The sequence below is a fragment of the Microbacterium sp. SORGH_AS_0862 genome, from assembly GCF_030818795.1.
Lineage (GTDB): Bacteria > Actinomycetota > Actinomycetes > Actinomycetales > Microbacteriaceae > Microbacterium.
Window position 1 is genome coordinate 1075368 of record NZ_JAUTAY010000001.1, and the last position, 26196, is coordinate 1101563.

Genomic DNA, 26196 nt, shown 5'->3' on the forward strand with positions numbered 1-26196 from the left:
AGGGCCCTCGAACGCAAACTATCCGCAGCGCGTTCCACTCGGCGCGTAATGCATGCGCGGCCGCCTCAGGGGCTGAAGGGTTAGACGAACGTCGTGAGCAGCACCGCGCACCGAACTGACTTCTACACGGATGGCATGCTACATCCGGGGCGTGGGCGCGAGCCGGTCGCTCACTTGTTGAAGCACCTCCCGCGCGGCGTCTTCAAGCTCGGGCTTCACTCGTCTGCCCCTGCGATCCATTAGACCAGCCTTGCCCGAGAAATTCTTGGCCGGCTTATCGCGTATGTCAGCCGCCGGGATCTCCACCACCAAGTACCCAGGGAATCGGGCTCTTAGCTTCTCGCTCGTTTCGGGAACATCATTGTCCAGCACGGCCGCCACGCGCTTGAAACCAAGCTCGAAGAGCAGAGTTAGGATGCGCTCGACATTGCTCTCGCCACCCGACCCCCAGCCGAAAATAGCGCCGTTGAACGGAATCTCAAGTTGCTCGAACACGGTTGGCAACAGCGCCGCGTCCTCTTGCCCCTCGACGACGATGACTCCATCGTCAAGGAAGAGGGTGGCATTGGCATCTGAACCAAAAACGTGAGGGTTGACCCATCCGCCCCGGGCGCGGCTGATGTCATCGATCGCAGACCTGCTCGCTTGGGCGAGTAGCGACTGGCCTCCCTCCTTGAACACCCTGGCGATCTCAGCTCCTGCAGCGATGTCATCCCACGAGACCAGCGCGGGTGAGTGGGTGAAGACGACAATCTGGCGATCACGGGCGAAGCGCGAAATGAGCCGCCCAAGCCGACGGACATGCTGGGGGTGAAGAGAAAGCTCAGGCTCATCGATCGTCACGAGGGTTCCTGGTTCCGAATCGTACAGAGCGTTCAAGATGAAGAGCAGGCTGATGATCCCGTCACCGAGTCCCTCGCTCGTATGGTTGGACCCATCGCCCGTCGCAATCTTCAGATAGTAAGACTGACCTTGTTGACCATCGGCGAGATCGATCATCCACTTCAGCTCATGCCCGAGAACGTCTTCCATGAGCGAGTCGAACTTCGCCTTCTTGGCTTCATCGTTGTGCAGGTCAAAAAGCCGACCAGTGAACTGCGATGACTGGTCAAACTGACGCGAGCGAGAGAAGTCCGACCCACTCGTCATCCAGTCTCGTTGACTCGTGAGGTTCTTTCCAAAGCTAGCATTGAACTGTCGCCTTGATGGCACTGAGACAATCTCGAAACGCTGGGGACTATTACCCGTGGTTATCCATTCAGCCACAGTCTCGCTAGTGTCGGGGTTCCGACTGCGCAGAGAATATGCCGACCCGTCGACACGATCGAGCCGAATGTGTACACCATCTGGACTCAATCGGTTGCGGCGACCTTCTGAGAATGAGACATCGGATTTGGATTTTCGGGCCAACGCGTCGAACGCTTCCCAGATCGTCGATTTTCCCGCATTGTTTGCACCGACAACAATCGTCAGTCCGCTTCCCGGCACGCCGGTGGGCTGCGCCAATCGGAGCCCCGCATCCGAGCGGAATCCACGAAGACCGCGCAGCGTCAGGCCCGATACACGGACAGGCACTGCGGGTGAGACCGCACTCAGGTGATCCACCTTGCGTCCTCCGTTCTGACGCTGGCTTCCGCCCCACGTCCGAATTGACTTGATCCGTTTGCCACGGACTCGCGGCGCTATGGTGAGCCGGTTAGTCGGGTCAGCCGAGTACTCGCGGATGGCCGTCGCGTCCGCGCCACACAGTCCTATCGGTCCGCGCCCGGAGATTCGGTCCGCGCCCCTCCAATAGACAACCACCTCGCCACCTACGTCGTTCCCGTTGCAGCCAACCCACGACACGAGGAGCAAGAAGTCCTCTGTCGTCGCAATAGTAGGGATGCCGTGCCCCTCTAGTGACACTCGCGCACCAGATTCGGTGCTGGCCATGAACACATAAACATCGACCGGGCGTCCATGCACGAGCAGATCGGGCTCGCGCGTGACCGGGTCCCCCCACTGTCCGCGCAAGCGAGCGTCAACGCCCATGATCTCGACGCTGAACCCCGCGATGCTCTGTCCTGCCCGTGCGCGGAACGATAGAACGCTCGCAGGAAACACGCTCAGGTTCACAAGGATTTCGAGAGGCGAACGGTCGACGCCGAAGGCCGAGCTGACCGATCCGAGCCCCCACACCCAACCCACGGTACCGCGGGATGTTCGACTAAGCACAGAGCTTTTCAGAGTCTCAGCCGGAAGAGAGAGTGGCAGCCATTAGCCCGCGCTATCGGTGAGGGACTCTCGGACACCTCGATCCCAGGAGCGGAGGGCGTAGGGCGCGTCCCATCTCCGAAAGCACGCTGCGCGAACACCCAAGCCTCAGCCAGCCCGGGCTCACCCGAAGGTTCGTGACTACTCAGCATCGTCGTCACCACGCGGCTGCTGGCATAGGGACAGACCCACAGGAGAAACGGTGCGCATCCTGGCCCCCTGAGGTGCCGCACAGTCAGCACCGCCGCAGGGAACAGCTAGACCGCACACCGAGAGCATCAAGTAGATATGCTCGCGCCATGGACGCAGGGGTGGCCGCTTTACTCGGGGCACTGATCGGGGGCGCATCATCCCTCGGCGCAACACTCCTGCTCGCCAGAGTGCGACGGCAGCACGACCGAGCTGCTAGATACCATCAGGACATACAGTCGGCGATTATTGCGTTCTTGTGGGCCGCGCAGAGAGGCGAGCAAGCCGCAAATGCGAGGCTTTATCTGAACGAGTACGCTCACGCGGAAGGGGCTGGCGGTTCGGCCACCGAACTGTGGGCAACGCAGAACATCCTCGAGGTCGTCGCGGCAGACGAAATTGACCTCGTTCATGCATCTCGTGAGTATGCCAACAGAGTCCACGTGGCGATGTGGGAGCCCAAGAGCGCAGTGGACAGCCAGGCGCCTTGGGTTTGGGCGGAGCAAGCGCGCAGCGCGTTTTGGTTAGCCGCGCAACGCTGCTTGCAGTCGACGTAATCATGCCTGCGTCCAAACGAGGCGACTGTTTGAAAGGGCGGACTCCCAGCCGCCTCGTACGCCCGGCCCCACTTGGTTCACCCGCCGCGTAGCACTGCAGTAGATCGATCGAACGACGCCTGGCATCCTTGGCCCATGGGGACGGACGCTTGGCGGAACTGGCGGGACTTCGACGCTCGCGAACCTGAGAGCGAGAACGTTGACGAGGACCTGTACTCCGACCGACACTTCACCGGCAGTTCGCCCTCTCTCGGGCCATACAGCCTCTCCCTCGTATTCGGAGATGTCTCCGAGCAGCACCAAGTGGGGGTACGGCTTGCGCTCAAGCTTCACATGGCGATCCATACCGACCTCCTGCCCCAGCTACTGACGGACGGGGAGCTTGTTCCCGCGAACTCCGACTCCTATCACGGCGGCCAGATGTCAGATGAGATCGTTGCGTTGATCTCACTCCATCTGGGCGTGCGGATCCGCTCCGCTGGAACGAGTCGCTTCTCTGGACGGCATCTCGCAAACCCGAAAGCGAAGCCGTTCTACGTCGAAGTACCCTCACCCACGACACCCGGGAAGCGGGGTCGCGAGTACATCCCGGCAACCCAGACTCGGCAGCCAGACATCAGCGACCTGGCGAGGCTTCACTCATTCCCTCGGTTCGCGGAGGCCGATCAGATCGCATTGGTCCGTGCCGCCCGAGCATATGCACAAGGCTTGTGGTGGTCGAACGAGGATCCGAACCTTGCGTGGCTACAGTTCGTCACGGCGATTGAGATCGCCGCCAACCATAGCCAAAAGGTGAAGGCTCCTTCCGAGGCACTGATCCGCGAGCTATGGCCAGAGTTGTGGGCCGCGCTCGATGGAGCCGATGAGCGAGTGCGCGCGCGCGTGTGCAAGCAGGCTGCACCGCAGGCGCGAAGCACCCGGAAGTTCATCGACTTCATATCTGCCTACGCACCCCAACCGCCCCAGCATCGCCCAGCGCACGAGCAGCTCGCCTGGGACCGCATGGACGAGCACGCCAGACTCGTTTACCGTCACCGCTCCCGTGCACTACATGACGGCAAGCCATTTCCACTTCCGATGCTGGAACTCCCCCGAACGGTCGAAGACGGCTCAGTACAAGAAGTGCCACTAGGCCTGAACGCGGGTGGGCTGGGTGGCGTTTGGGACGCGTCCGAGACGCCGATGCTGCTCGCAACCTTCGAGCACATCGCGAGAGGCGCACTTGTCCGCTGGTGGGACGCCTTATCCACCAGCGACACGGCCACCCCCTCGTAGCGCGCCGACGGCACCGCTGAGCAAGTCGCTCTATGCGCCGCGGACGTTCTCGCTCGGCTCCTCGCTAAACGCGCCATCATCACCAATTGTGAGTCGTGCATCGCGGAACATCTGGAGTGCGTTCAGCGCATCGTTGCTGCGCGACACGAATCGCGCACGTTTCTCGGCGTCCACACCAAGTAGCGTGAAGGCCTGCGCTCGGACGATGAGCTTGCAAAGCTCCACCAGGGCTGTCAGTTGACGGGAGGGTGGACTGGTCTCGCGGTCCGGGTGCTTGAGGTCGTTGTTTGCATTGGCGATTGCAAGCGCAACGCCGCGACGTGACCCGATGGACGGCCAGTCGATCTCGGCCTCGTCCATGCACTTCTCGATGTGTGTGGCGATGCGTCGTTGACGTCTGTCTCCATACAAGAAGTAACCGAACCGATCGAGCGATATCGCCAGCATCATCAACTGCGGCTCTAGGAACCGGGATGCTCCGTTGAGCACTTCGACCGCGGGCTGCACGGCCTGCTCGAAGACATCGTTGCCGTTGTACAGCGCGACCCAGTCAGCGAGAGCAGACGGAGAGATTTCTCCGAGCCGTAACGGCGGGTGAGAGAAGTGCGGTGACGACGGCCGGGCCGCAGCGTGTTGAGCGACCGTCCCCTGGAACTGAACTTCAACGAAGTGTGGGTCTCTCGCAGATCCATCCATCATCCACAACGGGAACTGTTCATCTCGGAGTCGGTGCGACCGCCAGGCCAACGGCTGACCGTGGATCAAGATGAGCAGCGATCGGATTGGCCACTGGGCCGCGAGGTGGTCGAGCGGCGAGGCGCCGGCCTCGCTCTTTGTCAGAATGAACGGTTCGCTGTCGACAACACGGAAGTAGCGGCCGTTCTGGGCGGCCCACGAAACGTTCGACTTGATCGCATAGGCGTAACCATTGGCCGCCCATTCCACCGAATCGACGCTCTCGACCACAACCGTCGTGCGGTGGTGGCCGTCTGGGAAGTACTCCACGTCGTGCGTGATCGGCTCGAAGCGAGTGAACTCCTCAAGCCCATCGATCGTGGAAGCCAGTTCGTGGACGAGGTACTCATCTCGAAGCTCCCGCGGTCTCTCGAAGATTGCAACGCTCGCACGGGCGCGGCCAAGCGGATAGCCGCCTTGAGACAGGTGCGAGGCGCGCAGGCCGTTGAGGGTGACAACTCCGCTGTCGTCCATGAAGACGAGCGTCTTCGGAAGGTCTTCACCGAACCGACGAAACCAAGCATTGGCGCGCGCGAACTGAGCGTTTGGGCTATCGGGCGGTTCGCGAAGATAGGCGATGTGTATCTCGGCACCCTGCGCGGCGTCGAAGGTCAACGTCGCAGACTGAACGGGCAGTCCTGTCTCCATCGACGCGTCGATGACATGCCCTACGCGGACGCGTCCCGGCTCCAAAGTGTTTCCCACTTCATGACCTCAGCTCAGTGTGCACGCGCCGCAGCTCCATCTCGTCCGAAAGCTAGTACGAAACCCTGCACGAAGTGCGACGTGTCGTGCTATCTCCGCAGACCTGATCGTGCCTCGACGTTTCGGCCGATCCAGCCGAAGAAGCGAACGATAAGGACGATCAGAACCGCGAGCAGCGCAACCATCATGATCAGGATCGCGGTTACCCCCCACGGAAGATATGCCTGTCGATCGAACGCGTAGATGATCAGGCTGACGATCAGCAACAAGACGCCCAGCAGAAGCGTGGCGGAGGCGACTAGAAGCGGGGTCACACGCCATTTCTTGCGTGAGGTCGCGATGGCAGAAGCTGCCGCGGTGAGGACCACTGGTAGCACGTTAACGCCCAGCAAGACGTGATTGGGCTGCACGCTTGGAACCCCGTCAACGATCACTCGCGCTGTCGACGCGAAACGCCTGTGGAGCAGGGCAGGGCGGATGATCAGCTTGTCCGGCTGTTCCACCTCTAGGTGCACTTCAGCAGAAGGCTCCGCGGAGATCGTGTCGATGATTGGGGCCCCAACCGTGAAAGTCAGCGGCTTTGCAGCGTCGAAAGACTGCGAATCGATGTCGCCGCGACCATCTGACCACACCGTCAGCGCGACGATCTGAGGGTTACTCACAGGTTGTCCATCGAGAAGCACCTGTAGCGAACCTTTGGTCGGCAGGCCCTCACTCAAGAGCGGCGTCACTTCGACCCGGTACCGCAACTGTCGCTTCGGATTGGACTTTCGGTAGGTCCAGACCGGCACGATAATGGCTACTGCAACGCCGATGATGCCGACGACAAGTTCCAACCCCATGGGGGAAGTATGTCAGTCAACGCATCCCACACATGGCAACAGCCGCACCCGATGAGAACATGACTTTCACGTCTTCGGGCGGCCGGCGGCAAACGTCGCCATACTGGAGCAGTGGCGATCAAGTCGACCGATCGAAAGATCTTGTGGGGTCGCGCTGGAAACAGGTGCGCATGGCCCGGCTGTGAGCAGCGTTTGACTGTGGATCTCCGCACTCCGGAGATGCTCGTGCTGCAGTCGCATGGCGTTGCGCTGGGAGAGGAAGCGCACATCCGGTCACCAAAGAGGGGTGGCCCCCGTCACGACCCGCGCTATCCGCCCGAACAGCTAGACACCTATGCAAACCTCGTGTTGCTCTGCCCCACGCATCACGCCGTTGTCGACAAGGACAATGGCCGGGCTTGGTCCATCGATGAGCTGCTGGCGCTGAAAGCCAGTCATGAATCGCGGGTTGATGGCGCAGACGGGCGCAGCCATCTTGAGCAGCAGGAAGACGAACTGCTCTCCGCTCGACTGGAGTTGTGGGAGCAGCGCGCGAGCCTCGAAGGTTGGCAGGACTTCACTTATGGGCTGAATGACGTGTTCCCGCATATGAGCACAGACACACAACGATCGCTGTTCGATCTCGGCACCTGGCTGCTGTCACTCACGTGGCCCGACCGATATCCGAAGATCCGAGACGCCTTCAAGAACTACGAGGGCGTGCTGGCTATACTCCTGGAGCACTTTGTCAAGGCCGGTGACAGAGTTGGTGAGCGGATCGGGATATCGCGGGATTACGTGAACATTCCGTGGGATCCACCGCGATATAAAGAACTGAAGCGCACGTTTGACCTGCACTGCGAAACTGCCTGGTGGCTAACAATCGAGCTGACACGTGCGGTAAATCTTGTAATCAGCGCCATCCGGTCCGAATTCGATCCCCTATACCGATTCTCCGAGGGCATGGTGCTCATGGCGGAAGGGGACATGATTGTCCGAAACGATGTATATCGAGTCGAATACGAGAATGTTGATTGGCGCGAGATTCCGTACAGAAGGAGCCGCGACGATGTGCTCGAGTCCATCTCGGCCGCAATGCTCACCGGAGGGGTGGTCAACCTGTGGGAAATCGAGGTCCCAACCAAGGCTTGACTCCCAGAGGCGCGTGCCTCCGCCCCGATCCCGCGTAGCCGCTTCAACTCCACAGACGCACAGCATCACGATCAGCCTGCGCGAGCGTCTCACCGGTGGACTGGGCAGCGCTCACTGCCGATCTCAGGGCACCATTCAGCGACCTGAGCGACTCAGCCCATTCACGTTGCGCGCGGTCGTACGCGTCTAGAGCCGCCCCACTCCAGTTCCCGCGAAGGATCGAGACCTCACCCTCGAGTTCCCCAAGGACATCTTCAAGCGAGCTCGCCGCCCGCGCGAGCACATCGACCATTTCGGCATGCCGGCCGGGATCGAAGGAGAGGCTCATTGCTGCTCCAGCTGCTCGTCGATAAGACTCTTCGCGTCTCCCGGCACGCATCGAGCGCTGCCGCTGATCCCGTAGAGCCCCGGTGCGGTGTGGAACGCGATGGCGTCAGTGGCTCCTCCAGTGGCGTAGACGGAGTAATTCGGTTCGCTGACGATACGCACTTGCATTCCCAGGGACTCCCAGTAGTCCGCGACCTTCTGCGCGTTCGCGGCATGATCAGTCAGCGGCTCGCGCCCGTACGCCCAATCGGTGCTCGCGCCCTCCGCGCCGTCGGCTGAGCAGGAAGACCAGCCGGGAGGACCGATCTCAGCCCATCCGTCGGGCGCGACGACTGTGGCAGTGTCCTTCACGAGCGTGAGGAAGGCCTCTCGGGACTCTTTCGGAGTCATCTCATCTCCTGCGTTGCTACCACACGCGGTCAAAGAGAGCGCGACGACGAAGGAGATGGCGGCGACAGTCGCCCTCAATAGGCCTGGTCTGCGCATCGCTATCCTCGTCCTCTTACTCCCGGCGGCCGGTTCGCGGCGGGTTCCTCGGGCGTGATCGAATCGCCTTGTCCCGTGGTCGCCAGCGCAATGTTGCGCAGGGACTCGGTACCAGAGTCAAGATAGCCGGTGCCGCCAGAGGTGTGCGTGGCGTGATCGTTGACTCCCTTGAGACCGTCGCTACCGTCAACGCTGAAGACCTCTGCGCCGAAACCAGCGTCGACGGGGTTCACCGGATGCTCCCAACTCAAGCGACCGAACCACGCCCATGCGTCGCCAGTACCGGGGAGGATGGCCGGTGAGTTCGTTGCCTGACCCGCGAACACCCGGTCCGCGTTGACGTCGGCTGCTTCATTGATCTGAATCGGCAACCCAGCCGATCCCATCGTCACGTACGTATCGACCGGACGGGCGATCTCCGTGAGCGCGATAGAGGACGTCGTCGTACCGTACGAATGGCCAGCAACGTTCACCGTTGCGTCGCCGCGCGTGGCCTGCACTCCGACGATGCTGGACTCCAACCGAGTTGCGCCAGCTTCCGCGAGGCCGTTGAACATCACTTGCTCGCCACCCATCGGCGGAGTCTCATATCCAATCCAGGCGATGACCGAGTGAGTGCGCGAAGGGTCGACGAAGGCCTGCTCGTATTGCAGGTTCTGTGCCGACTGCGCCCACTCGCTCATGTTCGTCGTTTGGGCACCCATTCCCGGGACAGTGAAGGTGATGTTCGCCGCACCGTCCGGATTGCCGATGGCGATCGCGGCGAGGGGCGGGGTATCACCCGTGAGCGATACCAAGAAACGATCCGGAAGCTCGGAGGCTCGATTGACATCCGTCAGTGCATCAACGCGAGTCTGCAGCTCCTGAAGGCGGTCGTAATACTCCTTGACGCCGATACGTTCACCGACCGGCGGGCGATTCTCCTGAGCCGTCTCCAGATCCTTCTTCGCTGCGGCGAGTTGATCGTCCAGATAAAGCTTGTTCGCCGTGTTCCGGTCGGTGTAGCTGACGCCCTCGAGATTGCCGATGACCGCCGGAATCAAGTTGATGAGCGCTTCGCGCTGCGGATCACCGAAGGCGTTCCACCACCTGTTGACTCCAGCAGCTCCGGCCTGAGCAACGAGGTTGGCGATCTCTGGACGCAGCGCGAGCACCGTCGTCATCTCCGCGGCGGTCAATCCCGACAGCAGCACGAGTGCCTCATCGGGAGTCGATGTGACCTTGCCAAGCGCATCCCAGACGTCTTCTCCGAGCTGGGGCTCTTTGGCGGCCTCACGAAGGCTTGCGGCCGCGCTGTCACCCGCGGCGGCGACGCGCGCGCGGGCATCGGCGAGGATCTGCTGGGCGCGCGCCTTGTCGGGGGCGCCTGCTTGGATTGCCTCGCCACGTCCGCCGTTCGGGAACGGTACAGAGAGCTTGGCGTCCGTCGCCGCTTGCCCTTCCTCCCACGCGTCAATGGCGGTCTCCGCTTGGAGTTGCGCCCAGCGGAGTACGGATGCATACCCGATGAGCGCCTGTACCGCCGCGCCGTACACGTCGGAGAGCAGAATCCATCGAGAGCCGACCGACTGAACCCGCGACTCGAACGCGTCTGCGCTATTCCCCGTCCAGCCCTCAGGAGCGGGGAAGCGTCGAAGAGACACACCAGTCTCCTCCGCTAAAGACGCTCGCCGCTGCCACGTCGCCGCGAGATCTTCGACGCTCTCGGGCGAACCCGGAATCAGTTGCCGCGGATCGAATGTCTGACCGAGTTCTGCCATCAGAACATCCCCGGATTGACGCGCTGAGTAGAGCTCGCGGCGTCGTCGTCGGCGCTCTCGAAGATCGTCGCAGTGCGCCTCAAACCCTGTGCAACAGCGACCGTGGTCTGTCGGCGCGCTCTCCAACTCGACGAAGTCTGCTGTTCGAACTCGGAAATCGCAGACGCCAGCGCATCATGACCGGCATCCACACAGGTCCCCGTGGGCGCCGCTGCAACGCTGTCCGCCAGCTGCTCCACCGACGTCGACGCAGCGCGAAGCGCATCTGGATCGACGGTGTACGCGGACATAGAAAAAGGGTAGAACGATGCCTCTAGATCCCGCGCGGCACGGCGTTTGCGCTGTGGAAAAGCACCCGGCGATTCACCCTGAGAGGGTCACTTCCGGGTGCTCATCCACGCATAGTTGGGATTACTGCGCGGCGTCGTACGCCTCAAGAACAGCGGCCGGGACGCGTCCGCGAGCGCTCACTTCGTAGCCATTGACGGCTGCCCACTCGCGCACAGCCCCGAGGTCTCGGCTGTCCTTCTTCGCCGCGCGCCCACGCGTCGAGGTGCTGCGGGAAGCGCTCCCAATCGAGCGCCCGGCCTTGATAAACGGCGCGAATGCCTCACGGAGCTTTTCGGCATTCGTGTCCGAGAGGTCGATTTCGTAGGCGCGACCTTCGAGCGAGAAATGGATGGTCTTGCCGGCCTCAAGAACTTCGCCGTCGAGGTCGTCAATGAGTCGGGTGATCTGCTGCTTAGCCATAGCTAGGGAGTATGACACATCAAACCAATGGAACACCGCCACTTGCGCCAAAAGCGATCCGCGCTCTTTCATGCGCCCGCAAACAAATAGGGCGCCCGCGATGCGGACGCCCTATTTGCCGGGATCCTGTTAGGCAGCTTCGCGGCGGCGGTGCTTTGCAAGAAGCAGGACGGTCGCGCCGCCGAGAAGAAGCGTCGCCGCAGCGATACCGATGCCGGCGCCGGCACTTCCGTCGACGCCCGTTGCGGCAAGCTCGGCGCCCCGAACCGTGAGGTTGAGCCACAGCGAGCCGCTCGCGGTACCGCGGACCTCGATCTGATGGGCACCCAGCGGGAGGTCAGCGGGGATTGTGATGGCCTGAGTCAGCGAGCCCGACGCGTCCGCGGTGCCACTCCAGAGCCGGACGGGTGTGCTGTGGATCCAGATCTCGACGGGCTCGTTGGCCGCAAGCCCGGTTGCCGTCACCGTCACGCCGCTTCCCACGAGGACGCTCGTCGCGGACAGGGAGGCTGCGGGGGTAGCAGGAGCGGTCGTTTCGGAAGGCTGAGGCGCGGGCGTCGTGGGCTCCGGCGTCGGCTCAGGCGTGGTAGGCATCGGCGTGGGTCCGGGGGTCGGCGTGACCGCGGTGACCGTGAACGGCACCGTGGTGAACATGGTCGGTTCCGGACCGCCGCACTCGCAGTTTTCGATCCGGTGGACCCCGACCGAGACGTTGTAATTGCCAGGGGCGAGGGTGAACGTCTTGCTGTAGGAACCGACCGACGAGATGGTGAGGTAGTCGATGGTGCCCTCTTCACGGTTCACGTTCGTCGGGTAGACGTAGATGCGCAAGCTGTAGGGCCGAGTGGGAGCCTCGTCGCTGACATTGGGCGCATAGTCGAAGGTGACCGTCGCAGCCTCGGGAGCGGCCGTATTGACGGCGAGGTTACTCACGATCACCTGGGGTACGTCGTCGGCAGCGCTCGCGGCCTGGGGCGCGATCGCAAGTGCGCCGACGACAGCGAGGGCTGCGGCAGCGACGGATGAAGTGCGCCGGAGGCGGCGCCAGGGTCGGGTCATAGTTGGGATCCCCCAGTTCAGCTCAGTTCAGACTCAGACGGTGCCCAGCAACCGTGGAGCGTGCCTCAAGGTCGGCGGAGCATGATCCATTATGCATAATTTATCATCCACCACGAGTCGCTTGGTGATGAGCGTGGAGGGATGGCCAAGCGCATCCCTCCCCCGGAGTGGGCACCGTACGTTCAGAGACTCGGCGTTGAACTACACCGTCGCCGGATTGCTGCCGGGCTCAGCCAGGAGCAATTGGCAGCGGCAGCGGGCATCACGAGGGCGACGTACGCGCAGTTGGAGAAGGGGCTATCTCGGCCCGACGTAGCCGCGAACCCGTCGCTCTATACGCTCGCGGCATTGAGTAGCGTCCTGCGCGTGGAGGTAACGGAACTCATCCCGGGCCAAGCACCGGATGTTTCAGCCTGGAGGTGACCCTTCCGAACCGCGGTGAGAGTTGACCCTCTAGAACCACGCTTCGTCGATGGCCACACGCGTCAGCCGGTTGGTACCGGGCAGCTGCACGGCGACAGTCCACTGCGGGCTCGTGCGCTGGAAGTCCGAGGCCGTGATCATGCCCTCATACTCGACCGCAATCAAGCCGGCGCCACGCATGAAGGCTTCGCCATCGAGGATCTTCTGGGTGTGCACCCCTGATGTACTGCAAGAGAAAATGGCGGCCTTGAATGTGATATCACCTCGCACATCCGCCTGACAGAAGTAGGGCTCGTTCTCTGCGTCGCGATAATCCAACCGAAACGCCCAGGGGTACTCAGTGAGCGCGGCCTGTTCAGCTCCGACCAAGTCACTAGACGCGATCCAGTCCACGGAGACAGACTCTGCGACCACTGCAGCTAACGCCGAACCCCCCTCCACCCCACGCGCCACGTCTTCAACCTTCGGACAAACCACGCGATCCAGAGCCGTGAGAAAACAAGGGTCGAGCAACAGATTGATTCCCGTGCAGGCACGAGCGTCCGATCGCGCGGAACTGTAAGAACGTTGAGCGCAAGTGACATGCAGGCTGTCGTCAGTGAGTTCAGCCGCAGCGGAGACGTCCGTCGCGCTCGGCACGAAGGTCTCGACAGTCGTACTGCGCGTCGGCGTTGCCCAGAAAGCCGAGCCGACGAACAGGCCGGCTACAGCTATCGCCGGAGCGGCTATAGCGGCGAAGACCAAACTGCGCCGCCTTGGTCGCCAGGAACGAGGTGGCCGAGGACTCTCCAGGAACGGTGCCGCTCCGACGGGCACGGAACCTTCCGACTCGGGCAGGGCACCCGCTTGCGACTTCTCCAGCACTCCAGCCCGCCCAGCTACGGGGAGGACTCCGAGAGCTGACCATTCCTTGGGCGCACCGTCCGTCAGGAACCAATCCGGAGGACCCTCAGCAATGAAGCCGCGACGCAGCTCATCGACTTTCACAGGGCTCAATCTGGCCAGGAACACGTTGAACTCCGACCAGACCGATTCCGCGACGGCCCGGCGACCCTTCTTGTATCCAGACAGATTTGTGCGATGTCCGTAGCCACCCTCGCCGGCGGCGATCTCTTGCCTTTCAGTCAGATTGAGGGTCGTTGAGCCACTTCCCGCCCGGGCCACATAGTCGCGTAGTGAATTCCCAGATTCCTTAAACGGTTCGACAGGATCGGCCGGATACTCGTAAAGCCCAAGGAGGTGTCGAGCGGCAAGAAGGGGACGCTTCCCTTCTTGTTCTTCATCTCTGCGCAAACAGCTATCCAGCGCCCACCAAGCGATGCGCGCTGCGACCCAATACTCCGATACGGCAAAACGCACTCGAATGTGACGAATGAGAGATAGGTTCCCAGCGAGGTTGCGCGGGGCCGACCGGGCGCACAGGAGCTCCGCTATGTCCTCGATCTCGTCATCCGATAAGGATGCACCTGAGCCTCGAGCCACCCCGCCCCCCCTGGAAACTATTGACAATATATGCGCGTGAATGTATAATAACTATTGGGTTGGCCCCCTTCATGCATAGGAGGGCCGCCATGGGCCTTAGAAATCTGTATGTAACCACACCACTGACCGCGAGCCAAGCCTTCGGGGATTGGCTCGCGAGCGATGAGTTCCTTGCCCTCGTCGAAGACTACCGAAGCAGGGACGAGGAACCGAGCTGCCTGCTCGACATCATCGCCTTGTGGGTGATGAACACAGACGCGCTCCTGAGTTACCCGAACTACCAGACGTTCCTTCTCAGCATTCTCGAGATCACGAACCAGTGGCAGCGCGACACTCAAGTGTGCCTTGGAGGCTTCCTATGGCCACTGCCACAAGGAGCCGATGAGGACGGCTTGTGGATCAACACGCTGGCGGGAGACTACGAGCCGAAGCGCGCTTACGGCAGGGACGTCATCAGCCACTCCGTCATACGCGAGGAGACCTTCCTTCTCCGGCAAGCCGCATTGCGCAGGGATTGTGCTTCGCAAGCACCGACGCGACAGTAACGAACCCGCACCACATCACGACCATCAGGGCCACCCAACCCGCTCAGCAATGAGCGGGTTTTTCCTATTCAAGAGTCACTTTCTCACCTGTGCCAGCTTGTGCCGACCTGTGCCGCACAGACCGGCACGACGAGTTGGCCCGTTGCGCTGGATCACGCGGTTGCGCCCATGCAAACCTGGCCGCGGGTCGTCACCCAAGTTCTCGGCTCTCGACCCAACGCAGTTGGCGACCGCACGGTCCATGCGGTCGCCAACCACTTCAGCGCCACGCGACCCAGCTACCAACTTCGTCGCATGGCGGTCACTCCCAACCCAGAGAGGACAGTCGTGACGAACTCGACTGTATGCCAGCAAGCCGTGCCGTGGTACGGCTTCAACATCTACAAGGACGGCGCGCTTGTTCGCGAGCAGCACGTCCAGGCCGGCACCTCAGCCATCGCTGAGGTGAAGGTCTATCGCTACCTGCGCGATGGGGAGTACCCCTGGTACGCCATCCCTCGCCTGATCAGCCAGGATGAGCACCGGGGCTGCGACTGCGGGGACTGGTCGTGAGCGGCGAGGTTCAGCGGCCGTTCGGCGCTCGGACGACCGCGCTCGGTGTCTCGGTCGGCGGTGGCATCGCTCGACAATCCAGGCGCGAGACCGAGCAGGTCGCCGCCAATGCTGACGTCATGGCGATGGCGGAGCAGGGGGCAGCATTTCTCCACAGCGTCGCACTATCCAACGTTGCGACTCTCGTGTCTCAGGCTGAGGCGTACATGAAGGTCGCACCGGCTGGAGGCGCATACTACGAGGCGATCATCGCGAATTACGCGATCACGGCCGGTCAGCGACTGTCTCGAGGTCTGGGATGAGTGCCCTTGATGTCATGAGCATGGTGCTCGCGATCATCCTCGTCGGCGGAGCGGCAGCATATGTGCTGCCTGACGCGGTCGAGAAGGTGACTGCCCTCCGCCGGGAGCGACGCGTCAAGAAGCTCAGTGTGAAGCTTGAACGTACGCGCGGAGATCTTCGCCGATCTGTTCAAGCGCTGTGTCTGGCGCTGAACGACGACGCCGCCTACGCCCGCCGTGAACTCGCCCGAGCGGCGGCTGACGCCCAGGACCCGCCTCGCAGTGAGTGAATCGGTGGCCGAGGGGGCGACGCCGCTCTGCACCGCCCCCTCGGTCATCCTTCCGACCCAGAGAACAGGGAAGTCATGTCCGAGAACTCCTCCGGTCTGACGAAGCGCTTGGCGCTCTTCGGGCTCGCCGTCTTGTTCACCGCGTGGGCGTTGTCCGTCGCGGTGGACTTCATCGCCAGTGTCTGGTGGCAACTGCTGATCATCGCCGTCGTCGCCGTCGTCATCGTTGTCGGAATTGCAACGTGGAGATCGCGTCCATAAATCGCCACCAAACCACTAGAACCCACCCGTCCGATCGGTCGGACGAAATGCGCACTTTCTCGAAAACCGTTATTTACGTAGTTGCCTCAGTAGCTCATAGTGGTGCGTGAATTCGCGCCAGTCTATGAGCGCGATATTACGCAGCCCTCGTCCCGCTACCAGACGAGCCCGGCGCGTGCGAACCAATTAATTGTTCACGTCACGCGGTCATACCCAGCCGCTGTGTCTTTCGTGCGCCTCTTAGGGGGAGACGGCGATAGGCGTGTCGACGTGAGAAGGGAGGGCACATGAATCAACCGAGCAAACCTATGGACGACTCAAAGGTCGTCGGCGCTGAGCAGACCGACGTGCGCGACGAGCTTTCGCTTCGGAAAGTAGCGCGGGCGGTACTCGCAATCGCGAGACGCCAGCTGCACCAGGAAGCCGATCAGATCGCGAGATCGACGGAGGAGGTGAGCGATGAGCGCGGGTAGGCCCTTCGTCTGGCGCGAGCTCGTCGTGCACCGCCCGCTCGACGCGTCGGACGCGGTCGAGATGCTTCGCCGCGTCGCCGATGATCAGTCGCACACCGGACTCGTGATCGAGCTCCGCGGCGATGACCATGGCGTTCGGCTGCTCATCAAAGCTCGAGTGGACGCCCTCAGCCGCGTGGCCGCCACCTTCGACGGAACGCTCAGCAAAGCGCATCCTCGTGAACCCGTCAACCGAGCACGCGCTATCCAGCCACGACCGTCGGACCGAGCGTTCGCCTCGGACTCACTCGAGATCTCGACCCGAGAGCTGTACCGCGCAGTCAGCGCAGCCAAGGCGGGCGAGGTTGCCGCCGTTCAAGTCGTCCTCGGCGCTCGACTCGGGAGCAGCACTTCCGTAGCGCAAGCGACGTCAGCGAGCATCCTCGCCGCGGTGCTTGGCACAAAGGCGGAACGTCTCGACAATCTCGTGAATACCCAGCGACTGCAGAAGGCGCGCTCGGACGGCTTCACCGCTTCAATCCGACTGGGAGCGACCGCCGATTCATCCGACAGAGAGCGCGCACTCCTTCGACGACTCCACAGCGCCGTGCGCCGGCTCGAAGCTCCCGGTGTCCGGCTGACCGTCCGCGGTACTTCCACACGGTCGTTTGACCGAGGATCTTTCCCGCTGTGGTGGCAGCACCTCACGATCCGAGAGGCGACAGCGCTTAGCGGGCTTCCCATCGGAGATGAACTTCCCGGACTCCCCACTCTGCACCCGGTATTGCTCCCTCCGCCGTACCGCACGACCACCGAGGAAGGACGCCTCGTCCTCGCAGACGCCACAGCGCCAGGCGTCAACGGCACTATCACCCTTGGCGAGGACGCCATCCTCCGGGGCCTCCACATACTCGGACCTGTGGGAGTCGGGAAGTCAGACCTCGCGGCGAACCTTCTCGTGCAATGGATCGACCAAGGCAAAGCCGCCCTGGTCCTAGAGCCGAAGGTCGACCTTTCGAGGGCGGTAGTTCGCAGAGTGGCTCCGAAGCACCGCGACCGGATCGTGTGCTTCGACCTGCTGTCCGAAGACGGCGTGATCGGCCTCAACCCTTTACGCCTGAACGGTCAGCCGCTGGAGGTCGTGGTCGACAGTCTGGTGAACATCTTCAGCTCGGTGCTGTCAGACGTGATCGGTGTCACGACCCGCGACCTTCTCCACGCCGCATTGAGCTCACTGGCGCAGTACCCCGGAGCGACACTGCTCATGCTGCCGCTGCTGCTCGCTGATCCGAAGTTCCGCCGCAAGGTTGTGTCCAACGTAGCGCACGACGTCTTCTTGCAGGCTTACTGGGCGGAGTTCGAAGGCAAGTCAGAGCAGGCGAGAGCACACCTCGTGTCGCCAGTCCTCGTACGACTACGCGGGCTGCTGCTGCGCCCGTCCTTTCGTCGGTCACTCGGACAAGCTGAGCCCAAGTTCGACGTACGCGAGGTCTTCGGGGAAGACCGACGGGTGCTGCTCGCTCCGCTACCCGAAGCTCAGCTTGGCAAGCAGGGCGCAGCCCTCCTCGGATCGCTCCTCTTGCACGAAGCATTCGTCGCCATCCGGGAACGAGCGCTGATTCCCGCTGAGCGGAGGCATCCCGTCATGGTCGCCCTTGATGAGTGGCACCGGTTCACCCACGGCGCCCAGGACTTCGCAGAGGCACTGACGCTGTTTCGCGGCTACGGCGCGGGCTTCGTGCTCTGCAACCAAGTCCTGTCACAGATCAGTCGTGAGCTTCGAGACGTCGTGACCGGAACAGTCCGCAGCCGGGTCTACTTCCAACTCGGTGCCGAGGATGCCGCCATGCTCGCTCGCCACTCACCCGAGATCGAGACCACTGACCTAATGCAGCTGGAGCAGTTCAACGTCTACGCCGCGCTCTACGAAGACGGACGAACCCAGGGATTCGCGTCGGGGCGCACGATCAAGCTCCCAGAGCCGCTGATCGAGGCAAGTCAGATACGCGCCGAGAGCCAGCGCCGCTTCGGCGTCCCTCCGGCGGAGGTCGAGCGAGAAGTCACCGCCCTCTACAGCGGCACCGATCCGGCTGTCGATCAGGGACGACCGCCGCCACACATCGGACGCCGCATCCCCCCAACTACTAACGCTCAACAAGGAGACCCCTCGCAATGAACACGAATTCAGAACCAGGCGCATCATCCAAACCCCGCGTTACCAACTCCGTGTCCGATCGCTCTACCGGTCGCGTCGCCCACGATCCCTCGCCACCCGGCACACCGGCTGCCGAATCTATCGATTACGGGATCGACAGTCATGCCTTCGGCATGACACCGCCCGAAAGCAACGGTCGTGTCGGCAAGCTTCGTCTCGACGCCCTCCGCATGAGCCTTTCGGCCCGGGACACTCGCATCATCGGCACCTTGAAGCAACACCGCTTCCTCTCCACCAACCACGTCGAACGCTGGCACTTCTCAGATCACGCATCGAAACTCAGCGCGGCCCGGACAACGCGCCGTGTACTGGCTCGCCTCAAGCACCTCGGGGTCATCACCGCACTCGATCGCCGCCTCGGGGGCGTGCAGGGCGGTTCCACCCAGCACGTCTGGCACCTCACACCCGCGGGCGAGCGTCTTGGTGCCGACCAGCCAGGACGCCGGGTAAGGGAGCCGTCGACGGCGTTTCTGCATCACGAACTCGGCATCGCGAGCGTCCATGTCGCATTCATCGAGGCTGAGCGCGCCGGGAGGCTCCGCCTGATCGACTTCACGACAGAGCCGAGATGCTGGCGACAATTTCCGGGAGTAGGTGGGCAGGTCCGTAACCCTGAAACCCGATTTCTTCGCGGTGGTCGCTGCACACCCAGGCTACGAGTCGCTGTACTTCGGAGAGTATGACCGCGCGAGCGAGTCCGCTCGAACGATCGTCCGGAAGGCCGGCGTCTATGAGTCCTACTGGCGCACGGGCATCGAAGAACGGCGCTCAGGCGGATTTCCTCAGGTGCTTTGGATCGCTCCCGAAGAGACCCGGTTGACGCGTATTCAGCGCGAACTCGGAAAGACCGCCCGGAATCACGATGGAGCTTCACGCTTTCACGACACCGAGCGAGGTAATCGCCGCGATCACTGCCGAGGAGAAGGAGGCACAAGGATGACCAGTTCAGACCCGCGCCTCCTCATCGGCGATGCCGCAACAACACTGGCGACCCTCCCTGCCGCGTCCGTCGACATGGTGTTGACGAGCCCTCCGTACGCGAACGGGCTCCGCGACTACGGAGTGGCGGGACAACTCGGAAACGAGGCCACCGTGCAGGAGTGGGTCGACGACGTGTTAGCGGCGCTCACGCCGCTTGAGCGGGTCCTGAAGCCCGATGGCACCTTGTGGCTCAACGTCGGGGACAGCTACTCGCGTACTCCTGGTGAGGGCGCACCGCGAAAGAGCCTGCTGCTCGGCCCGGAGCGCCTGGCGCTCGCGATGATCGAGCGCGGATGGTTGCTTCGCAACAAGGTCGTCTGGGCAAAGCCGAACGGTTTGCCCACTGCGGTAACCGACCGGCTCAGGAACAAGTGGGAGGTGGTCTACGTCTTCGCGCGCACTCCCAAGTACTTCTTCGACCTCGACGCAGTGCGCGTGCCACACCTCACGAGGCCGCCGCGGCGACGCGAGTCGCTCCCTGCGCGTACCCGGCCCGACACCTGGCAGGGACGGAAGGGAGATCGTGGCGACGGTCTTCAACGACTGCGGGCCCGCGGCCGCGTCGGACACGATCTGGGCTCGAATCCAGGCGATGTCTGGCTCATTCCAGTGAGCGCCTGGAACGAGGGGACCATCACGCCACGTTTCCGCTCACCCTTGCAGAGCGCTGCATCCGGGCCGGCTGTCCCGAGGGCGTCTGTACCGGATGCGGAACACCATGGCGTAGAAACGTCATTCGCACGCTCGGGGCTGCCGCAATCCGCGGCACACTCCAACCCTCGTGCGCCTGCGTGACACCTTCGCTCCGCCAGGGAATCGTCTTGGACCCATTCATGGGGTCTGGAACCACTGCCATCGCAGCAGAGAACCTCGGGCGGTCGTGGCAGGGAATCGAACTCAATCCCGACTACGCCGATGTCGCAATCAATCGGATCGAAGAGGCTCGCGGGAAGCGGGCGACTGGGCCGAAACGACGCCGCCCCGCATAACATTTGTATTCACTTGCATATACATGCGTTCCGTGGTCCACTGACCACAGCACCAAGCGAAAGGAGGTGAATATGTCGAGAAGAAGCGTGAGGCGCCCGCCGACCGATGCGCAACGGGTGATCCGCTATGGTCACTCCACTCATCAGCCGGTAAGTGGAAAGAGTGAGAGACCGATGGTCGAAGAGGTCGCTGGATACGTCACCGAAGAGAGCAGCGCATCCGACCCGAAGTGGTTGGCTCGAAAGGTGCTCTACGACGGCGCACACAGCAATCTCGTGCAACGGCTCCGCAACGGTGAGACACCGGGCACACAACCACTCCACACCCCGGCGGTCGAGGCACGAAGACACCGCCGCGGTCGAGCCGCGGTCTACGCCCGTGTCAGTACCGAAGAGCAGGCGCGGATGGGTGGCGGGCAAGACGGCTTCTCAATTCCGTATCAACGAGAGGCCTGCGAGCGGTACGCCCGCGATCACGATCTCGAGATCGTCGGCGTCTATGTCGACCCCGGCAAGACGGGAACCACCGCGAACCGCAAGCAGTTCAAGGCGATGCTCAGCGATCTTGGCGAGCTGGGAATCACTCACATCATCGTGCACAAGCTCGATCGCCTGAGCCGCTCCCCCAAGGTCGACTACGTCGTCGACGATGCTCGCGAAAAGACCAAGACAGCCTTGGTCTCGGTGACCGAGTACATCGACGAGACACCCCAGGGACTCCTGAATCTTCAGTTCATGCGTGGTGTGGCCGCGTACTACTCGAACAATCTGGCGAGCGAGGTGCAGAAGGGCATCACGACCAAGCTGAAAGAAGGCGGAACTCCGGGTCAGGCACCACTCGGCTACTTGAACAAGCAACGCAAGGAGGGCCGGGCAGACATTCGTTGGGTGGAGATCGATCCTGATCGCGCACCGCACATTCGTTGGGCGTTCGAGGAGTACTCCACCGGCAACTGGAGCCTCAAGAATCTGGCGGCAGCCCTCGAGGCGCGCGGACTGCGCAACCGAGCCCGCAACAGGGAACCGAGCCGCCCGGTCACCGTCTCGACGCTGCACCGAATTCTCTCCCATCCGTACTACGTCGGAATTGTCGTCTACAAAGGCGGCTACTACGAGGGGTCGCATCCGCCGCTCATCGCTCGCGAGTTGTGGCTACGAGTCCAAGATGTACTCGCCGCGCACAACAGCGCCGGCGAGAAGGACCGCCGACACCCGCACTACCTCAAGGGCTCGATCTACTGCGGCGAGTGCGGCAACCGCCTCGTCTTCACACGGAACAAGGGACGCCTCGGCGCCTACTACGACTACTTCTTCTGCCTCGGGCGGCGCGCAAAGGCCGCGACCTGCACACGCAAGTACGTGAGCGTCAGTGCGGTCGAGCGCGGCGTCGAAGCCTTCTACGGACGCCTCCACTTCACGTCGGAACGGATCGAGGCAGTTCGAAGAGTGGTGCGCGAGGAACTCGACAGGAGCCAGGCCGACGCGATCTTCACTCTCTCGGAAGCGAAGAGGCGCTATCAGAGCGTGAAGAAGGAACAGGAGGCGCTCCTTAAGGCGCATTATGCGGGAGCTGTCCCGCTGGATCTACTCAAGAGCGAGATGGATCGAACTACCCGAGAACTCGACGCGGCAACCGCGCAGATCCGTACTGCAGAGCAAACCCTGGACCAGTTGGATGAACAGCTCGACCGAGCGTTGGAAGTAGCCCGTCTCTGCGGCGAGCAATACAGCGGCGCCATCCCCTCGGAGCGCAGGATGCTCAATCAAGGCCTGTTTGTAAAGCTCTTCATCGGTCAAGACGGCACTGTCGAAGAGGCCGAGCTACAGGACCTCTTCGCGGGGATCCTGTCCAGGGACACCACCGTGAAGGTCGAAAGTCCCGAACGAGCAGTGATCCCCGTACCGACGCAAGTCGATGAGGACTCAGGCGCTCGAAGCGGCGCCGGGGCGCTCGTCCCCGTGTCGGAGTGGGGAAGTCGCCCAGAACGCCGCTGGAGCCCCACCGCGGTCCTTCTAGGCGTCACCGACGCCAATGAGACGTCATACGCAAGAACCCCGCCCAAACTTTCGTTTGGGCGGGGTTCGAATAAGGCTCATTTGGCGGAGGGTGTGGGATTCGAACCCACGGGACATTACTGCCCACCGGTTTTCAAGACCGGGTCCTTCGGCCGCTCGGACAACCCTCCCGACGCGCAGAACGCGCGCGTCGAACGGGCCGAGTCTAGTCGACGCGGTGGCGGCTCAGAGGCGGCGCAGCACCTCGGCGACGCCCCCGTCGAGCACGGATGCGGTGACTTCACCCGCCGCATCCTGCACTTCTTGCGGACCCTGTCCCATCGCCACCGCACGCCCGCCGTGCTGCTTTGCCCACGCGAACATGCCGACGTCGTTGCGGCCGTCGCCCATGACGAGCACATTCTCGGGCGCCACTTCGAGCCAGTCGCGCACGAGCGCCAGTGCGGTGCCCTTGTCGACGCCCTTCGGGGCGATGTCGAGCCAGGCCGTCCAACCCACGGCGTACGAGACCTGATTGAGTCCGACCCGATCGACCAGTTCGACGAAGTCGCCCTCGTTGTGCTCGGGAGAGACCACGACGACACGGGTCACCGGCTGGCGCGCGAGCTCCTCGAACTCCACCTTCGACGCACGGTCGAGGTTCCAATCGTCCATGTAATCGGTGTACTCGCGTCGCCCGTCGGGCAACTCGATGAGATAGTGCGCATCCGGCAGGTGCTCACGCAGCAGCGTCAACACCTCCGCCGCATCGAACGTCTCGACGTGCTTGCGTTCGTAGACGAGGGATGCGGGATCCGCCGCACCCACGCGCGCCATGATCACCGCCCCGTTCGAGCACACGGCGTAGTCCGGCGCGATCTGCAGCAGTTCCTGGATGCCGCGCGTCGCCTCCCAGCTTCGTCCCGTCGCGAGCATCACCTCGTGACCGGCGCGTCGCGCATCCGCCACGGCCTCGATGATCCCTGGGCTCGGCGACTCGTCCTCCAGCAGCACCGTGCCGTCGATGTCGAGCACGATGAGCATGCCGCCCGCGCGCGATGTCGCGATCTCCTCGACGAGCGCGGCGGCCTCGGCCGGCGTCTCGATCTCGATCTCTCCGGTCTCCGGCAGCCGCGCCTCGCTCACGCGATCGGCTCCAGAACCTCGAGTCCGCCGAGGAACGGACGCAGCACCTCCGGCACGGTGACCGAGCCGTCGGCGCGCTGATGCGTTTCGAGAAGAGCCACGATCCAGCGCGTCGTGGCCAGTGTGCCGTTCAGCGTCGCGACCGGCTGCGTCTTGCCCTCTTCCGGGCGGTACCGGATCGACAGGCGACGCGCCTGGTACGTCGTGCAGTTGCTCGTGCTGGTGAGCTCGCGGTACGCGTCCTGCGTGGGAACCCACGCCTCGATGTCGTACTTGCGCGCCGCGGAAGAACCGAGATCCCCCGCTGCGACATCGATGACGCGGTACGAGAGACCAAGATCCTGCATCATCCGCTCCTGCATCTCGACCAAGCGCAGATGCTCGGCCTCCGCCTCGGCCGGGTCGACGTAGACGAACATCTCCAGCTTGTTGAACTGGTGGACGCGGATGATGCCGCGGGTGTCCTTGCCGTACGAGCCCGCCTCGCTGCGGTAACACGTGGACCAGCCCGCGTATCGCTTGGGGCCGCGGCCGAGATCGAGGATCTCGTCCATGTGGTATCCGGCCAGCGGAACCTCGCTCGTTCCCACGAGATACAGGTCCTCATCGTCGAGGTGGTAGACCTCTGCGGCGTGCTTGCCGAGGAATCCGGTGCCGCGCATGACCTCGGGACGCACCAGCGTCGGAGGGATGATCGGCGTGAACCCGGCCTGCAGGGCGCGATCGAGCGCGAGGTTCATCAGCGCGATCTCGAGGCGCGCCCCGACGCCCGTGAGGAAGTAGAAACGGCTGCCGGAGACCTTGGTCCCCCGCTCCATGTCGATCGCACCGAGCAGCTCACCGATCTCGAGGTGGTCGCGGGGCGTGAAATCGAACGACGGGATCTCGCCGTGCGTACGCAGCGTCACGAAGTCGTCCTCGCCGCCGACGGGCACCCCCTCGATGACGATGTTCTCGATCTTCGCCAGAGCGTCGGCGGCTGCCTCTTCGGCCTCGGTCACGGCAGCCTGCGCAGCCTTGACCCGGGCGCTCAGATCCTTCGCCTCGGCGACGAGCGCGGCCTTCTCCTCCTTGGGAGCGGCGGCCACCCGCTTGCCGTGCGCGTTCTGCGCGGCGCGAAGCTCTTCGAACGCCGTGATGGCCGAGCGTCGGTCCCGATCGGCGGCGATCGCCGCATCCACCGTCTCCGCGGACTCGCCGCGGGCTTCCTGCGAACGCTTGACGAGGTCGGGGTTATCGCGAAGGAGGGCCAGATCGATCACCCGTGAAGTCTAGACGTGGTGGGTGCGCCTCGGATTCCGCCCGCCATGTCCCGCTTCCCGCAACGCATGTCCCACTTCCCGCAGGAGTCGACCCCGAATACTGCGGCAAGTGGGACATGCGTAGGAGCCCAGCCTCGAAAAGTGCGGCAAGTGGGACATGGACGCGGAGACGGCGCCGAGCCGTGCCATCCCGGCATCCACCGGCATCCCCGCGGCCCTACTCTGTGAGCATGACCTCGGATCCCGCCGCCGTTCGGCGCGCGGCCCTGGTCTACAACCCGGTGAAAGTCGACGCCCGTCGCCTGCGCGCGCAGGTCGTGCACGCCGCGAAGAGCGCGGGATGGGGCGCGCCCCTCTTCTTCGAGACGACTCCCGAGGACCTCGGCCAGGGTCAGGCGCGCACGGCCCTCGCGCAGGGAGCGGATGCGGTGCTGGTCGCCGGCGGCGACGGCACAGTGCGCGCGGTCGCCGAGGCCCTCGCGCACACGGGCATCCCTCTGACGATCGTGCCCAGCGGCACGGGCAACCTCCTCGCCCGCAACCTGCGGCTGCCGCTGGACGATCCCGACCGCGTGATCGCCACCGCCTTCGCCGGCGACACGGCGCTGATCGACGTCGGCTTCGCCGAGTTGCACCGGGCCGACGGAACGAGACAGACCCACGCCTACGTGGTGATGGGCGGCATCGGACTGGATGCGGCGATGATCGCCAACACCCGCCCGTCGCTGAAGAAGAGCGTCGGCTGGGTGGCCTACGTCGACGGAGCGGCGCGCTCGCTCGTGGGGGCGGCACCGTTTCGCATCGTCTACCAAGTGGGCGACCAGCGGCTGCACTCCGCCCGCGTGCAGAGCGTGCTCTACGCCAACTGCGGGTCGCTGCCGGCGGGGCTCTCCCTCATCCCGGAGGCGTCGGTGACCGACGGGACGATGGACGTCGTGCTGTTCCAGCCCAAGGCGTGGTGGGGCTGGTTGTTCGTCTGGCGCCGGGTCGCGTGGGACAACAGCGTGCTGCGCCGATTCCGCGCCGGGCGCCGCGTGCTGCAACTGCGCACCCGCGACAACGCGGTGCGTTACATGCGCGGACGGACGATGGAGGTAGCCGCGGCCGAGCCGCATCCGGTTCAGCTCGACGGCGACGAGTTCGGTGAGGCGGTGCGGATCGTGAGCCGCATCGACGCGGCCGCACTGCGGGTGACGGTGCCCGCGGGGCACGACCTCAGCCGGCTCTGACTGTCAACCCTTCGGCCGCGATTC

At 63.3% G+C, this 26196-nt stretch carries 24 protein-coding genes, 1 tRNA gene and 2 pseudogenes; 13 read left to right on the top strand and 14 right to left on the bottom strand.

Going from position 1 to position 26196, the window contains the following annotated elements; translation table 11 throughout:
• Window positions 1–138: 138 nt before the first annotated feature.
• Window positions 139–2178: an ATP-dependent endonuclease gene (locus tag QE377_RS04955; protein WP_307320125.1), complete on the bottom strand. Its 2040-nt coding sequence runs from the start codon at window positions 2176–2178 to the stop codon at window positions 139–141.
• Window positions 2179–3134: 956 nt separating this feature from the next.
• Here QE377_RS04955 and QE377_RS04960 point away from each other — a divergent pair.
• The gene (locus QE377_RS04960) at window positions 3135–4274 is read left to right on the top strand and encodes a hypothetical protein (protein WP_307320127.1); all 1140 of its coding nucleotides are present in this window, start codon (window positions 3135–3137) and stop codon (window positions 4272–4274) included.
• Between the two features lie 30 nt (window positions 4275–4304).
• Here QE377_RS04960 and QE377_RS04965 read toward each other — a convergent pair whose 3' ends face one another.
• Together QE377_RS04965 and QE377_RS04970 are read right to left on the bottom strand one after the other, a co-directional pair.
• Complete coding sequence (locus tag QE377_RS04965; protein ID WP_307320129.1) at window positions 4305–5624, bottom strand: hypothetical protein; 1320 nt, start codon at window positions 5622–5624, stop codon at window positions 4305–4307.
• Between the two features lie 179 nt (window positions 5625–5803).
• Window positions 5804–6556: a hypothetical protein gene (locus QE377_RS04970; RefSeq protein WP_307320131.1), complete on the bottom strand. Its 753-nt coding sequence runs from the start codon at window positions 6554–6556 to the stop codon at window positions 5804–5806.
• A 198-nt stretch (window positions 6557–6754) separates the two neighbouring features.
• Here QE377_RS04970 and QE377_RS04975 point away from each other — a divergent pair, with 198 nt between their 5' ends.
• Window positions 6755–7687 carry a hypothetical protein gene (locus QE377_RS04975; protein ID WP_307320133.1) on the top strand — a complete coding sequence of 311 codons (933 nt, stop codon included), beginning with the start codon at window positions 6755–6757 and terminating at the stop codon, window positions 7685–7687.
• Window positions 7688–7730: 43 nt separating this feature from the next.
• On the opposite strand, the gene QE377_RS04980 is transcribed toward QE377_RS04975, so the two are convergent.
• From QE377_RS04980 to QE377_RS05005, 6 genes are all read right to left on the bottom strand, one after another.
• Complete coding sequence (locus QE377_RS04980; protein WP_307320135.1) at window positions 7731–8015, bottom strand: WXG100 family type VII secretion target; 285 nt, start codon at window positions 8013–8015, stop codon at window positions 7731–7733.
• A complete protein-coding gene (locus tag QE377_RS04985; RefSeq protein WP_307320137.1) occupies window positions 8012–8404 on the bottom strand; it encodes a hypothetical protein in 393 nt (130 codons plus the stop codon). The genes QE377_RS04980 and QE377_RS04985 overlap by 4 nt, the downstream gene beginning before the upstream one ends.
• A gap of 98 nt (window positions 8405–8502) precedes the next feature.
• The gene (locus QE377_RS04990) at window positions 8503–10260 is read right to left on the bottom strand and encodes an alpha/beta hydrolase (protein WP_307320139.1); all 1758 of its coding nucleotides are present in this window, start codon (window positions 10258–10260) and stop codon (window positions 8503–8505) included.
• The gene (locus QE377_RS04995) at window positions 10260–10550 is read right to left on the bottom strand and encodes a type VII secretion target (protein WP_307320141.1); all 291 of its coding nucleotides are present in this window, start codon (window positions 10548–10550) and stop codon (window positions 10260–10262) included. Before QE377_RS04995 ends, QE377_RS04990 begins: the two co-directional genes overlap by 1 nt.
• A gap of 121 nt (window positions 10551–10671) precedes the next feature.
• Window positions 10672–11010 (bottom strand): Lsr2 family protein, encoded by a 339-nt coding sequence (locus QE377_RS05000; RefSeq protein ID WP_307320142.1) that lies wholly within the window; start codon window positions 11008–11010, stop codon window positions 10672–10674.
• Between the two features lie 129 nt (window positions 11011–11139).
• A complete protein-coding gene (locus tag QE377_RS05005; RefSeq protein WP_307320144.1) occupies window positions 11140–12069 on the bottom strand; it encodes a hypothetical protein in 930 nt (309 codons plus the stop codon).
• A gap of 141 nt (window positions 12070–12210) precedes the next feature.
• Here QE377_RS05005 and QE377_RS17340 point away from each other — a divergent pair, with 141 nt between their 5' ends.
• Window positions 12211–12492, top strand: coding sequence for a helix-turn-helix transcriptional regulator (locus QE377_RS17340; protein WP_373459517.1), 282 nt, complete (start codon window positions 12211–12213; stop codon window positions 12490–12492).
• A gap of 30 nt (window positions 12493–12522) precedes the next feature.
• Here QE377_RS17340 and QE377_RS05010 read toward each other — a convergent pair whose 3' ends face one another.
• Window positions 12523–13851 carry a hypothetical protein gene (locus QE377_RS05010; protein WP_307320146.1) on the bottom strand — a complete coding sequence of 443 codons (1329 nt, stop codon included), beginning with the start codon at window positions 13849–13851 and terminating at the stop codon, window positions 12523–12525.
• A gap of 212 nt (window positions 13852–14063) precedes the next feature.
• Between QE377_RS05010 and QE377_RS05015 the strand changes: the two genes are divergently transcribed.
• The 9 genes and pseudogenes from QE377_RS05015 to QE377_RS17355 form a co-directional block, all read left to right on the top strand.
• Window positions 14064–14519 carry a hypothetical protein gene (locus tag QE377_RS05015; protein ID WP_307320148.1) on the top strand — a complete coding sequence of 152 codons (456 nt, stop codon included), beginning with the start codon at window positions 14064–14066 and terminating at the stop codon, window positions 14517–14519.
• Window positions 14520–14846: 327 nt separating this feature from the next.
• Window positions 14847–15071 carry a hypothetical protein gene (locus QE377_RS05020; RefSeq protein ID WP_307320150.1) on the top strand — a complete coding sequence of 75 codons (225 nt, stop codon included), beginning with the start codon at window positions 14847–14849 and terminating at the stop codon, window positions 15069–15071.
• Window positions 15068–15373, top strand: a complete 306-nt coding sequence (locus QE377_RS05025) for a hypothetical protein (protein ID WP_307320152.1) — start codon at window positions 15068–15070, stop codon at window positions 15371–15373. Before QE377_RS05020 ends, QE377_RS05025 begins: the two co-directional genes overlap by 4 nt.
• Complete coding sequence (locus tag QE377_RS05030) at window positions 15370–15642, top strand: hypothetical protein (RefSeq protein ID WP_307320154.1); 273 nt, start codon at window positions 15370–15372, stop codon at window positions 15640–15642. Before QE377_RS05025 ends, QE377_RS05030 begins: the two co-directional genes overlap by 4 nt.
• A gap of 75 nt (window positions 15643–15717) precedes the next feature.
• Window positions 15718–15903: a hypothetical protein gene (locus QE377_RS05035; protein WP_307320156.1), complete on the top strand. Its 186-nt coding sequence runs from the start codon at window positions 15718–15720 to the stop codon at window positions 15901–15903.
• 576 nt (window positions 15904–16479) lie between these two features.
• Entirely contained in the window at window positions 16480–18531 is a 2052-nt protein-coding gene (locus QE377_RS05040) for a hypothetical protein (protein WP_307320157.1), read from the top strand.
• Between the two features lie 209 nt (window positions 18532–18740).
• Complete coding sequence (locus QE377_RS17345) at window positions 18741–19253, top strand: replication-relaxation family protein (RefSeq protein WP_373459556.1); 513 nt, start codon at window positions 18741–18743, stop codon at window positions 19251–19253.
• A pseudogene (locus QE377_RS17350) lies at window positions 19165–20540 on the top strand (DNA methyltransferase). The gene QE377_RS17345 and the pseudogene QE377_RS17350 overlap by 89 nt, the downstream one beginning before the upstream one ends.
• Before the next feature lie 405 nt (window positions 20541–20945).
• A pseudogene (locus QE377_RS17355) lies at window positions 20946–21923 on the top strand (recombinase family protein); the annotation flags it as partial.
• Between the two features lie 201 nt (window positions 21924–22124).
• Here the strand turns inward: QE377_RS17355 and QE377_RS05060 are convergent.
• From QE377_RS05060 to serS, 4 genes are all read right to left on the bottom strand, one after another.
• Window positions 22125–22337, bottom strand: coding sequence for a hypothetical protein (locus tag QE377_RS05060; protein ID WP_307320164.1), 213 nt, complete (start codon window positions 22335–22337; stop codon window positions 22125–22127).
• A gap of 301 nt (window positions 22338–22638) precedes the next feature.
• A tRNA-Ser gene (locus tag QE377_RS05065) sits at window positions 22639–22726 on the bottom strand.
• Window positions 22727–22781: 55 nt separating this feature from the next.
• Complete coding sequence (locus QE377_RS05070) at window positions 22782–23681, bottom strand: HAD family hydrolase (RefSeq protein ID WP_307320166.1); 900 nt, start codon at window positions 23679–23681, stop codon at window positions 22782–22784.
• Window positions 23678–24943 (bottom strand): serine--tRNA ligase, encoded by a 1266-nt coding sequence (gene serS / locus QE377_RS05075; RefSeq protein WP_307320168.1) that lies wholly within the window; start codon window positions 24941–24943, stop codon window positions 23678–23680. Before serS ends, QE377_RS05070 begins: the two co-directional genes overlap by 4 nt.
• A 230-nt stretch (window positions 24944–25173) precedes the next feature.
• Here serS and QE377_RS05080 point away from each other — a divergent pair, with 230 nt between their 5' ends.
• Window positions 25174–26172, top strand: a complete 999-nt coding sequence (locus tag QE377_RS05080; protein ID WP_307320171.1) for a diacylglycerol kinase family protein — start codon at window positions 25174–25176, stop codon at window positions 26170–26172.
• Window positions 26173–26196: the final 24 nt, after the last annotated feature.